The sequence below is a fragment of the Hydrogenibacillus schlegelii genome, from assembly GCF_001653195.1.
Taxonomy (GTDB): Bacteria; Bacillota; Bacilli; order Thermicanales; family DSM-22653; genus Hydrogenibacillus; species Hydrogenibacillus schlegelii.
On the sequence record NZ_JXBB01000007.1, the window covers coordinates 1 to 12,503 of the forward strand.

6 protein-coding genes are annotated in these 12,503 nt (G+C 67.3%); all 6 read left to right on the top strand.

Annotated features, from left to right (window positions below):
- Positions 1-108: 108 nt before the first annotated feature.
- The 6 genes from SA87_RS03235 (at position 109) to SA87_RS03260 (ending at position 12,315) form a co-directional block, all read left to right on the top strand.
- Positions 109-2,085: a copper amine oxidase N-terminal domain-containing protein gene (locus SA87_RS03235; protein ID WP_082910455.1), complete on the top strand. Its 1,977-nt coding sequence runs from the start codon at positions 109-111 to the stop codon at positions 2,083-2,085.
- 170 nt (positions 2,086-2,255) lie between these two features.
- A complete protein-coding gene (locus SA87_RS03240; protein WP_066199113.1) occupies positions 2,256-3,599 on the top strand; it encodes an efflux RND transporter periplasmic adaptor subunit in 1,344 nt (447 codons plus the stop codon).
- Positions 3,600-3,748: 149 nt separating this feature from the next.
- On the top strand, positions 3,749-6,910 hold the full coding sequence (locus SA87_RS03245) for an efflux RND transporter permease subunit (protein WP_066199115.1): 3,162 nt from the start codon (positions 3,749-3,751) through the stop codon (positions 6,908-6,910).
- Positions 6,911-6,931: 21 nt separating this feature from the next.
- Positions 6,932-7,672 (top strand): TetR/AcrR family transcriptional regulator, encoded by a 741-nt coding sequence (locus tag SA87_RS03250; protein WP_066199117.1) that lies wholly within the window; start codon positions 6,932-6,934, stop codon positions 7,670-7,672.
- Between the two features lie 210 nt (positions 7,673-7,882).
- A complete protein-coding gene (locus SA87_RS03255; protein ID WP_066199120.1) occupies positions 7,883-9,256 on the top strand; it encodes a TolC family protein in 1,374 nt (457 codons plus the stop codon).
- Positions 9,257-9,294: 38 nt separating this feature from the next.
- Complete coding sequence (locus SA87_RS03260; protein ID WP_082718233.1) at positions 9,295-12,315, top strand: S8 family serine peptidase; 3,021 nt, start codon at positions 9,295-9,297, stop codon at positions 12,313-12,315.
- Positions 12,316-12,503: the final 188 nt, after the last annotated feature.

The window sequence follows — 12,503 nt, forward strand, 5'->3', positions numbered from 1 at the left end:
GAGCCATCCGGTATCCCTCCTGGTGAAGTGGTTTCTTCTCCGTCTCACATTCTACCAAAGAGGGCCGGATGGCTCATTTTATGTTACCTGGACCATCCGTTTTTACACATGATACCGGACACGACTGAAACTTATTCCGATTCTCCCTTTAGCTATACGTCCACTGCGATTTTAAGCGTTGTGGATAGCAGCGGGAAAGTATTTAAGTTCAAAGCAAATGATGATAGCAATGGAAAGGCCATCGTCGAAAACAAGACAGATTATGTTCGTTCCGTCAAACTTTATGCCGGTAATGCGAATCCATTGACCTTCACCATCCCCATCACAGTAGAATCTAAGAAATCTGGAACGGGATCGCTCTACCTGAAGGTAGATCCGGTTAGCAGTCAAGATCAGTTCCCGGCGACGATGGTGGAATTGGCGAAGTTTGAAGCGGCCCAAGCCACCGTGAGCGTCGTAAGCGGGTCGAAGTCCTTCGGAGACAACGGTGTCCAGCTGTCGGATCCTGTCATCTTCCAAATCAGCGAGCCAGTGCCGGGTGTATTCAAAGCGAACGATCAAATTAAAATCTCACTTCCGGACGGCTTTACGTGGAATGGCGTCAGCCTGGAAAATGTGCTTTTGGGTCCGAGCACATTTAGTGTAAGCGGGGACGGCAGCAAGGATATCACCATTAAGATCACAGATCCTTCAACAAGCTCCACGGGTCGCTACCTCTTCACGGTTAAGGCGGGCATCAAGGTCGACTCGCAGGTGGCCCGGAAAGGGGATGTTGTCGTCGCCATCGGAGGAGCGAAACCGGCGACGCTGACGATCGGTCGCTACGGCGACTATCAGGTCAACGTTTCCGGTGAACCGAACGACATCTGGGCCGCCCGCAAAGTAGAGACGGGCCAGCTGGTCGGTAAGCTCGTACTCGATGAATTGCTGCCCAAGTCGTTAATCGATGGTCGCACGATTAAGGTAACGTTGCCTGACGGGGCGCAATGGGACGATTCCATCGCTTGGTATGAGTCTTTCAACTTCCCGGCTTCCAATAAGGCGAATCTTCAATTTGAGCGTTACGAAAAGATCGGCGACGATGTGCGGGTTGCTGTATTTACAGTTACCAGCCATGCGTCCAGCGACGCGGGCAAGACCGTCATTGAAATTAAGCAGGTCAAAACCAAGCCCTCCTTCAACGGTCCCCTGACGGTTGAAGTGAGCGGCACTGCCGGTGCGAGCGGCACGGCGACCATCGCCAACGTCAAACCGATCATTACGGTCACCGTTGAAAACAAGCGTGATGTCGTAATCGGTGCGCGGAACCAGGTCATCGGGGACATCGTCGTGAAGGAAAATGTTGCCGGAGCCCTTAAGGGCGGTAAAGACCTCACCCTTAGCTCGGAAATTCTCGGCAACATCAATTCCTTCGTCTTTGACGATGCGGGCAAGATTGAGGTCCGTTCGGGCGACATCGAGTTCCAGCCGGGTCATCCTGACACTACCAACGACGGCACTAAGTGGTATGCGAACGTAAAGCATGCGAGCACCACGCCGTCGGAGTTCATCATCAAGAACGTTGCCATCACTCTGAGCCGGGTGACGCCGGAAGGCGATCTGAAGGTTAAGCTGGGCGGACCAGCCGCATATGATTACACCGATACGCTCTCCATCTACCCGGCACGCGTCATCACGCCCGCTGACCAAACGAAAACCGTCTCCGCCAAGTTCACGATCGACAGCATGTCCTACGTCGTGAACGGCGAGACGAAGGCGATGGACGTCGCGCCGTTCATCAAGGACAACCGCACCTTCGTTCCGGTGAAGTATGTCGCCGAGGCGCTGGGTGTGAAGGAGAGCGACATCATCTGGAACCCGTACGCGAAGAGCGTGACGATCTTCAAGGGTGACCGCGTCATCCAGATGAAGATCGGTTCCAAGACGCTCCTCGTGAACGGCGCCACGATCGAGATGGACACCGCGCCGGAGATCAAGGACGCCCGGACGGTCCTTCCGATCGCCTGGGTCGCGAAGGCGCTCAACGTCGACTACGTCTGGAACGACGCCGAGCGCTCCGTCGAGTTCAACTACGTCGCCCGGTAATTCGGGATGGCGAACCACCCCCGGTCTTGAACCGGGGGTGGTTTTTTGTGTATAGTAGCCGTGTCGGCAGCTGACCGGACGTCCGGTCAGTCCCGGCAGACAGGGTGAGTCGGATGAGACCAAGACTTCGCAGGGAGAGCGAGGCGCGGAAGATGGAAGAACGTCGTTCGATGACGTCGCGCCAGAAGAGCGCCTGGCGGTCGCTGGCTCTGGTGACGCTCGTTCCGGCGCTCCTCATCGGCTGTCAGCGGGCAGAAACGGCTTCGGCGCCGGCTGAACTCGAACCGCCGACGGTCGTCGTGGCCGAAACGAAGGAAGGGACGCTCGAGACGGGCCTGACGCTGACGGGGAAGGTCAAAGGCTCGGTCGAGCTTATGCTCCTTCCGAAGGCGTCCGGCCGGGTGGCCCGCGTCGCCGTCGCCGTCGGAGATCCGGTCAAGGCGGGCGCTCTCATCGTCGAACTCGACGCCTCCGACGTGGAGGCCCAGATCCGCCAGGCGGAAGCGGCGGTCAGAGCCGCCGAAGCGGGGAAGGAAAGCGCCGAGGCGCAGGCGGAGGCTCAGATCGCTCAGGCCCGTCAGGCGGTCCTCCAGGCGGAAGAAGGCGTCAAGCAGGCGGAAAAAAGTCTCGCCGCCGCCCAGTACGCCCGCGACCTTGCTGCAAAGAACGTCGAGCGGGTGACGAAGCTCAAAGATGCCGGTCTGGCCACCGACGTCGAGCTCGAGCAGGCCGAACAGCAGAAGAAGCAGGCGGAAGCGGCGCTTCAGCAGGCGGAGTCGGCCCGCGACAATGCCGCCCAGGCGCTCGAAGTCGCTAAGCTGAATCTCCAGATCGCCGAACAGCGCCTCGGCGCCAAAGCCGCCTCCGCCCAGTTGGAACAGGCGCGGGCAGGCCTCCAGGCGGCGCTGCACCAGCGGGAAAACCTGCGCATCACCGCCCCCGTCGGCGGCGTCGTCGCGAGCCTTCCGGTCGCCGTCGGCGACCTCGTTTCGCCGCAGGTGGCGGTGGCGACGATCGTCAACATGCGGCCGGCCCGCGTCGTCGTCGACGTGCCGGAGCAGGCGCTGGACGCCGTCGCCGTCGGCCAGGCGGTCACGGTGTCCGTCGGCGACCGGACCGTCCCCGGCACGGTCAAGGTAAAGGACCTCACGCCGAACCCGCAGACGCGCTCCTACCGCGTCGAGGTGGAAGTGCCGAACGACGACGGCGCCCTCGTCTCCGGTCAGTCGGCGACCGTCGTCTTCCCGCCGGAAGGCGCCCCGACCGTCCTCCTCGTCCCGGCGGACGCCGTCCTTCCATCGAAGGACACCGGGAAAGGGACCGTCTTCGTCTATGAAGACGGCGTGGTTCACGAGCGGACGGTCGAGCTCGGCCGGGAGACAAAGTCGTTTGTCGAGATTCGCGCAGGCCTCAAAGCCGGGGAGAAGGTCGTCGTCAAGGGGCAGTATCTACTCAGAGACGGCGACCGCGTCCGCCTGACGGACGAGGGGACGAGCGGAAAGCCGGCCCCCTGATCGCCGTCCGTCGGTCCTCCCCTTGAGATGAAGGCGTTGATGGAAAAGCGAAAAGCGGCCCTGCCGAGTCAGGGACAATACGGGGTGCGGAATGCCGTCTGAACGCCTTCGCACGGGCATGATCACGCCGGAAGAAAGGGGCCAGGAGGGTGAACGTCGTCGACTTTTCCGTCCGGCGACCTGTCTTCATCACCATGGTCATCGTCGGGATGCTCCTCGTCGGCCTCTTCTTCCTGCCGAAGCTTCCCGTCGACCTTTTTCCGAAGCTCGACCTTCCGATCGCCGTCGTCGTGACGTCGTACCCCGGCGCCTCGCCGGAGGAAATCGAAAACCGCATCACCCGCCCGATCGAAAACGCCGTCGGCACCGTAAGCCGCGTCTCGAAGGTCGAATCCCAGTCCCAGACCGGCTCCTCCCTCGTCCTCGTCCGCTTCGAGTGGGGGACGAACATGGACAAGGCGGCCCTCGACCTCGCCCGGCAGGTCGACCGCGTCAGCGGATTCCTTCCGGACGATGCCGGCCGGCCCCTCGTCCTCACGATCGACCCGACGGAGCAGCCGATCCTCCTCATCGGATTAAGCGGCGACCGACCCCTCGCCGAGCTCCAGAGCCTGGCGGAAGACGTCGTCGAGCCGGCCCTGCGGAAGCTCGACGGCGTCGCCTCCGTCGGCATCGCCGGCGGCGAAAAGACGGAGATCCGCGTCGAGCTCGACCCGGACCGGCTCGCCGTCTACGGCCTGTCGCCGGCCGCAATCGCCCAGGCGATCGGGCAGGCCGGCTTCCTCGCCACCGCCGGCGGCGTCGAGTCGGGCGACCGGAAGCTCGCCGTCCGCTTCGACGCCGAGCTCAAGGACGAAGCCGACGTCCGGGCGATCCGGGTGCCCCTTCCCGGGGGCGGCGCCGTCGCCATCGGCGATCTCGGCGCCGTCCGGAGGGCCCCCGCCGAGGCGACCCAGCTCGCGACGCTGAACGGAAAGCCCTTTTTGCAGCTGAGCGTCCTGAAGTCGTCTGGCGGGAACACCGTCCGCGTCTCCGCCGCCGTGCACCGGGAGCTCGAGCGGCTTCACGAAAAGCTCCCTCCGGGGACGGAACTCACCGTCATCTACGACGCGGCGACCTTCATCAACCGCTCGATCCAGAACGTCGTCGAGCACGGCCTCCTCGGCGGGCTCATCGCCATGGCGGTCCTCTACGCCTTCCTCGGGAGCGTCCGCACAACCCTCATCGTCGGGACGATGCTGCCCGTTTCGGTCATCGCCACCTTCACCCTGATGGCCGTCACCGATCAGTCGATCAACCTCCTCACCCTCGGCGGGCTCCTCATCGGCATGGGTTCCCTCGTCGACTTCGCCATCGTCGTCATCGAAAGCATCCACCGCCACCGGCTGCGGGGGGCGGCCCCCGAGGAAGCGGCGTCCGTCGGGGCGAAGGAGGTCGCCGCCGCCGTCACCGCCTCGGCCCTCGCCCAGACGTCGGTCTTCGTGCCGATGCTGTTTGCCGCCGGCCTGGCGAAGGAACTGTTCGGGCCGATGGCGCTCGCCGTCATCTTCTCCCACGTCGCCGCCTGGTTCGGGGCGGTCACCTTCGTGCCGATGCTCGCCGCCCGCTTTCTGCCGCCGGCGCCGGTCGGCGAAGCGGGTCCGGCGGGGTCGGACGGGCGCCGGGGCTTCCTCACCGCGCTCCGGCATCCGGTGCGGACGTTCCAGGGGGCGATCGCCTCCCTCGAGCGGGGCTACCGGCGGCTTCTCGGCTGGTCGCTTCGCCACCGCCTGGTCGTGATCGGCCTTTCCTTCGCTTTATTCATCGCCGCCCTCGCCCTCGTGCCCCTCATCGGGAGCGAATTCATCCCCCGGGCGGACGAAGGGATGGCGACGGTGAGCGTCGAACTGCCGCCGGCCACCACCCTCGAGGCGACGGCCGCCGCCGTCCGGACGATCGAAGCGATCCTCCTTCGGCAGCCGGAAGTGGACACCGTGGCAAGCCTCATCGGCGCCGGTTCCCAGTCCCAGATCACCGGCATCACCCAGACGAACACCGCGACGCTCTTCGTCAACATGAAGCCCCGGTCGGAGCGGACGCGGACGACGCAGCAGGTGATGAACGCCGTGCTGAAGGAGGCGCGCCGCCTCCCGGGCGTCACCGTGTCGGCGGACACGCAGATGACGATGGCCGGCTCCACCGGGGTGCAGGTCAATCTCTCCGGCCGCGACCCGCGCCTCCTCGGCGAGGTCGCCGATCGGCTCGAGGAGCGCCTCGCCGCTCTCCCCGGCGTGGCGAGCGTGACGAGCAGCGTCCAGGCGTCCCGGCCGGAGGCGGCCGTCGTCATCGACCGGGCGCGGGCCGTCCAGGCCGGCGTCTCGCCGCAGGAGATCCTGACGGCCGTCCAGGTCGCCTTCGGCGGAAAGAAGGTCGCCGTCGCCCGGGACGGGAAGGACGAGACCGACATCCGCCTCACCTTCCCCGACGGCTGGGCGACGAAAGATCTGGAGCGGCTCCGGACCTTCACCTTCCGGGCGGCGTCGGGGGCGGTCATCGCCCTCGGCGACGTCGCCCGGGTGGACGCCGAAGGGGCGCCGACGGCGATCACCCGAAGCGACGGCCAGCGGCAGGCGCGCCTGACGATCACCCCCTCCGGCGTGCGGCCCCTCGGGGAGCTTTTGCAGGACGTTCGCCGGACGCTGGAGGGGGCGAAGTTCCCCGAAGGGGTGACCTGGTCCCTCGGTGGGGAGGCAGAGCAGCTCGCGGAGTCGTTTGCCTCCCTGACCCAGGCGATGCTGCTTGCGATCCTTCTCATCTACATGATCATGGCGGCGCAGTTTGAATCGTTTTTCCAGCCGTTCGTCATCATGTTCAGCCTGCCGCCGACCTTCGTCGGCGCCTTCGTCGGCCTCTGGACCCACCGGGAGCCCCTCAGCGTGACGGCGTTCATCGGGCTCATCATGGTGATCGGCCTCGTCATGAACAATGCCATCGTCCTCGTCGACTATGCGAACCGCCTCCGCCGGGACGGCCGGACGGTCGAGGCGGCCCTTTTGGAGGCCGGTCCGGTGCGCCTTCGGCCGATTCTCATGACGATGCTCGCGACAAACCTCGTCCTCGTCCCCTTCGCCTACTTCGGCGGTGAGTCGTCGGAGTCGCTCCGGCCGCTCGCGCTCGTCGTCATCTACGGGCTCCTCTTTTCCACCCTCGTGACGCTCGTCCTCATCCCGGCGGTGCTGAGCCTCACCCACGATCTGTTCGCCCGCTTCGGGCGCCGCTTCCGCCAGCGGACGGCCGGCCCCTCCCACAACCTGCCGCCCCTTGATGCGTAAAACCGGGAGGAAGGAAGAACCATGGAACGCGCGACGGATCGGGACGCCGAATACGGGGGAAAGCGAGAGGCGATCCTCGAGGCCGCTTACCGGGTGTTCTCCGAATTCGGCTACGCCCGAACGAAGATCGAGGCGATCGCCGAGCGGGCCGTCGTCGGCAAGGGGACGATTTACCTCTATTTTTCCGGCAAGGACGACGTCTTCCGGCAGATGGTGATGACCTTCGTCGGTCGCCACCTCGACGCCCTCCTCGCCCGGCTGGAGGGGCCCGGGTCGGCCGGCGAGCGCCTGCTATCGATGGTCGAGGCCCATCTCGCGCTCTGGGCCGACCGGCCGCCGCCGTTCAGCTGGCACCGGCGGGACTTCGGCTTTGCCGACGATGGGCTTCGGGCGTGGCTGAAGGAGGCGAAGCGGCGCTTCCTGGAGCGGCTTACGGCGACGATCGCGGCGGGGATTGAACGCGGCGAGTTCCGGCCGGTCGACGCCCGGATTGCCGCGGGGTGGGTGTTTGCCGCCCTCGGGGCGGCGCTCATGGAAGAGGTCGCCGAAGGGCCAGCCGTCGAAGAGCGCCGGCAGGCGCTCCTCGATCTCATCCGCTTCGGTCTGTGGCGCGCTCCGGCGCAGGACGCCGGAGCGCCGGAGCGGGCGTCGGCGGGCACGGGACCGACCGGTTCCGCCGAATTGCCGCCGGACGGGCCGGCGGGATCCGCGGCCGATCCGGCCGATCGGCCCGCGGCGGAAAAACCCCGCGACGAGGGCTGAAGCGCGGCCGCGGATCGGGGCCGAAGGTGCCGGCGAACGCGAAGATGCCGCCGAACGACTTCCGGCAAGGCGGCCGGACCTCGCGCTTAAGCGCTTCGGGGAACTGGCGCTTCCGGGAACCGGAGTCGATGTCGCCGGTTGGGCCGTCCGGGCCCGGACCGGATCGGTCATGCAACGAGAGATCGCCGCTGGCGAAGGGAGCGGAGAACGATGGATCGACGCCGCTGGCTGGCGCTCACGGTGGCCGCCCTGCTCGGGGGGACGGCTTTCCCGGCGGGCGCCCTTGCGGACGACAAACCGGCGGTCGCCCTGACGGCCCTCACCCTCGACGAGGCCGTCGAACGGGCCGTGTCGTCGAACCGGGGACTGAAGCAGCTTGAGATCGCCCTGAAAAATCTTGACCTCGGCCGGCAGGAGATTCAAAAGGCGCAGGACGGCCTCGACGATCAGCGGGCGATTTTGAACGGGCAGATCCAGGGCCTCTGGATGCAGATGAGCCAGCTGGCGAAGCTGCCGAATCCGCCGGTCCAGCAGATCGATCAGCTCGACCGGCAGATTCAGGCGCTCGAAGACCAGCGGAAGAAGCTCGAGTTTGCGGACGATCAGTTTGAAAAGCAGCTGGCCGACCTGAAGCGGCAGCGGGAAAAGCTCCTCCTGCAGCAGGCGCAGGTTGAAGAGGCGCTGGCGGCGGGCGTCAAAGAACTGTACGTCGGGCTCCTCAACCTCAAGGATCAGATCGAACTTCTCAAGGAGAAGCAGGCGCTCACCGACCGGGAGGTCGCCGCCGCCGAGGACCGGTATTCTCTGGGGCTTCTCTCCCGTTACGACCGGGACAAAGCGGCCCGGGCGAAGGCCGACCAGGCGCTTGCGATCGCCAACGCCGAACGGGCGTGGGAAAACCTCCTCGATGCCCTTTCGGCCCTCATCGACCGGCCCCTCGACCCGAAGGTCCGGCTTTCGGAGGTCCCCTTCCGTCCGGAGGCCGTCGAACCGGTCCCGTCTCCCGAGGCGCCGGACGAATGGATCGATCAGACGTTTTCCGTACGCCAGGCGGCCCTCGACCTGGAGCAGGCGCGGGCCGATGAACGGTACGTCAAGCAGCAGATCGACAAGGACAACCCGACCTACAAAGACCCGAACGACGACAGCAAAGCGACGCGGGAAAAAGAAAAAGCCGCGAACGCCGTCCGCCAGAAGGAACTGGCGCTTGCGCAGGCGCGGCAGGATGCCCGCACGTCGGTGCAAAAGTTGATGCGCTCGGTCGCCGAGGCGCGGGAGGAATTTGCACGGGCGACGGAGAAATGGAAAGAAGCGACGGTGGACGTCTCCGCCGTGCGGGTGCGGCAGGAGCTCGGACTCATCTCGTCGCTCGATGCCGCTCGGGCCGAGCTCATGACGCGGCAGGCGGCGGCGGCCATGGACCAAGCGAAGCGGTCGTACTACCTGGCCGTCGAAAAGCTCGCCGCGCTCAAGCGCGGTTACCTCGACACGAGCGGGAGCGCCCCGGCGGCTTCATCCGGAAGCGGAGGAGCGCCGGCGTCGGCGGCCGCATCCGGAGACGGCGCCGGCTCCGCCGGCCGGTGACGGCTCGCCGGACGCCGCCCCCTTAAAGGAGTTCCGAGATGGCCCCACGACGGCATTTGCGCGTGATGCAGCGGATTCGAATTCTTTTTATCGCCGGTCTTTTGGGGGCGCTGGCCGCCGGTCCGGCGGGCATTTTTTTCGCGATGCCGCAGGCGCTCGCCGACGCGGCAGAGCCGCCGGCCGCCCCGGCCGCCTTTTCCGTGAGCGCGGCGAAGGTTTCCGGCGACGAAGGCTCCCCACCGGACCCTTCGGGGGCGGCGGAGGTGCCGCCGACCAAAGACGTCCTCGCCGCCCGGGGCGAGGCGCCGGCGCCGGAGGATCTCATCCCCGGCGAATGGATCGTCGCGTGGCGGACGCCGCCGGCGCCGGGCCCGGTTCCCGGGGCGCCGTATGCGGTCGTCGACGTCGACCCGGAGTCCGGAATCGGCCGCATCCGGGCGCTTCCGGGCCGGGAGGGAGACGTCGTTTCGGCCCTCGAGACCGACGCGAACGTCGTCCGCTACCAGCCGAACGGCCGGGTCCGAGTCAGCGGCGCCGGAGCCGCCCTGCCGCAGGGGCCGGCGTCCGTCCCGCCGGCGATCGAGGCGTCCGCCCTGTCGGCCTTCCATGCGTCCGCCCTTTCGGCCCTCCATACGGCCGCCCTTTCGGCCCAGTGGTACCTTGAGCGGCTTCGGGTGCCGGAGGCGCAGCGAATCGCCGACGGCCGCGGGGTGACGATCGCCGTCGTCGACACCGGCGTCGCCCTCGACCATCCGGCGTTTCGGGGCCGTCTCGAAAGCGGGGTGAACCTCCTCACCGGCGGAGCGCCGTACGACGACAACGGCCACGGCACCGCCCTCGCCGGCATCCTCGTCGGCGGCGGGCGCCTTCAGGGGATCGCGCCGGCGGCGAAGGTGCTCCCGATCAAGGCGCTCGACGCCTTCGGAAGCGGCAATTCGTACACCGTCGCCCGGGGCATCCGGGAAGCCGTCGACCGGGGGGCGAAGGTGATCGTCCTGTCGCTCACCGACCCGGTCTATTCGTTCGCCATGGAAAACGCCCTCGAGGAGGCGGAGCGGGCCGGGGTCGTCGTCGTGGCCGCCGCCGGCAACGACGGCGGCAAGGTGCCGTACCCGGCGGCCTACCCGACGGTGCTCGGCGTCGGCGCCCTCGACGAGCGGGACCGGCCGGCGCCGTTTTCCAACCGGGGCGATGCGGTCGACGTCGTCGCCTACGGCGTGAACATTTTCACCGCCCGCCCCGGCGGGTACGACGCCTACTCCGGGACGTCGATGGCGGCGCCGCAGGCCGCCGGCGTGGCGGCGCTTCTCATCTCGAAAAAGCCCGGCCCGGCGGAAGCCGTGCGGGATCAGCTCCGGACGACGGCGTCTCCGATCCCCGGCGCGCCGCGGCCGTCCGTCGGCTTCGGCCGCGTCGATGCGTATGCGGCGCTTTCGACGTGGCAGGGCGGGCCCGTCACGCCCTACGGGGGCAACACGGCGCCGGACCGGGCGGCGCCGCTTCCGCTGGACAAAACGGTCGGCATCGCCGTCCCGCCCGGCGGGTCGGTCTATTTTGCCCTCGACGCCCCGTATGCGGGGAGCGTTTCGCTCACGGCGTCGGGGCTCTCCGTGCCGCTCACCGTGGCCACGGTGGATGCGAAAGGGCAGGCGCAAAAGACGATGCGCCTTGCGGAGGGCGGGAGCACGAGCGTTGCCGTGCCGAAGGGCCGGACGGTCCTCCGCCTGACGAATGGTGATAAGGCGGCGGCCCGGTTCACCCTCCGGGCGAGCTTTACGATCTACACGGCGCCGTACGGGGACAACGGCTCGCCGGCCAGGGCGTATCCGATCGATCTGTTCGAAAGGACGGGGCTCGTCGGGACGCTCCCCCGGGCCGGGGATGAGGCCTGGTTCCGCCTGGAGTTTCCGGAGGACGGCCGGCTTACGGTGCGGGCGGAGACGAACGATCCGGCCCTCGACCTCGTGCTCATGCTCCAGGACGATCGCGCGACGCGGGTCATCGACGACAACGGGCCCTACAACGGCCGGCTGGATGAAGAAGCGGAAGTGCCGGTGAAGGGCGGTTCGGTCCTCAAGGTCGGGGTGCGGAACTTTTACCGCGCCGGCGTGAACGCCGAGTACCGCCTCTCCTTCGACTACCGGCCGGCCGCCACCGTAGCGGCCGCTCGTCCGGATACGCTTCCCAAGTCGAGGGCCCTTTTCTTCGGGAAGCCCGCCTTCGGCGTGGTGCCGCGGGCGGACCGGGCGGAGCATTACCACGTCTACCTCGACCGACCGGGGTTCGTGCGGGTGGACGTCCGCGGGTTTCCGCCGGGCACGGGCGGGGCGCTGGAAGCGCTGGACGGAAAGGGGGGCCTGATCGAGCGGGTGCGCCTCCCGGCCGGTCCGGACGAGAGGCGCCTGACGCACGTCTTCATGCTCCCGGCGGGGCTCAGTTATCTCCGGCTTACGGCGGAGCGGCCCTTTACCGATCGCTTCTATGTCCTCCGGGCGACGGCGGCGGACGGGCCGTTCGTCGACATGGCGTCTCACTGGGCGCGGGAGGCGCTTTCCGCGCTCAAGGCCCGGGGGGCGGTGGCGGGCTATCCGGACGGGACGTTTCGTCCGGATCGGTCCATCACCCGGGCGGAATTCGTCGCGCTCCTCGCCGGCCGGCTTGGGCTTCCGGCGGCTCGGGCGCCGCTTCCGACGTTTGTCGACCTCCCGGCCGGGCACTGGGCCGCCGACGCGCTCCGGCGGGCGGCGGCCGCGGGGTGGCTTTCGGGCTATCCCGACGGCGGCATCCGGCCGGATCGGCCGATCACGCGGGCGGAGATGGCGGCGATCCTCCGGCAGGCGCTTCGCACGTCTCCCGTTCCCGGCCTCGACCCGGACGTCACGACGGATGCGGCGGCCGAAGCGTTCCGGGACGTGCCCCCGACGCACTGGGCGCTTCCGGCGCTCAGCCTCTTCGTCGAGGCGAAGCGGATGAGCGGCTATCCGGACGGGACGCTCCGGCCGGACGGGACGGCGACCCGCGCCGAAGCGGCGGCGATGATGGCGAAGCTCTGGCCGTAGCGGCGAGGCGCAGCGGCGAGGCGTAGGGGCGAGGCGTCAAAGCGATGCGACGTCCTTCCCTAGAAAAGGTGCCGCACACCCGGTACAATGAAAAAGGCGAAGCGGGCTAAGGTCGCGTGCCGACGCCCCTCGTCCTTCGACGGCGGGGGCGTTCGAGGGTGAAGCGGAGAGCACGACGGCGAAAAGCG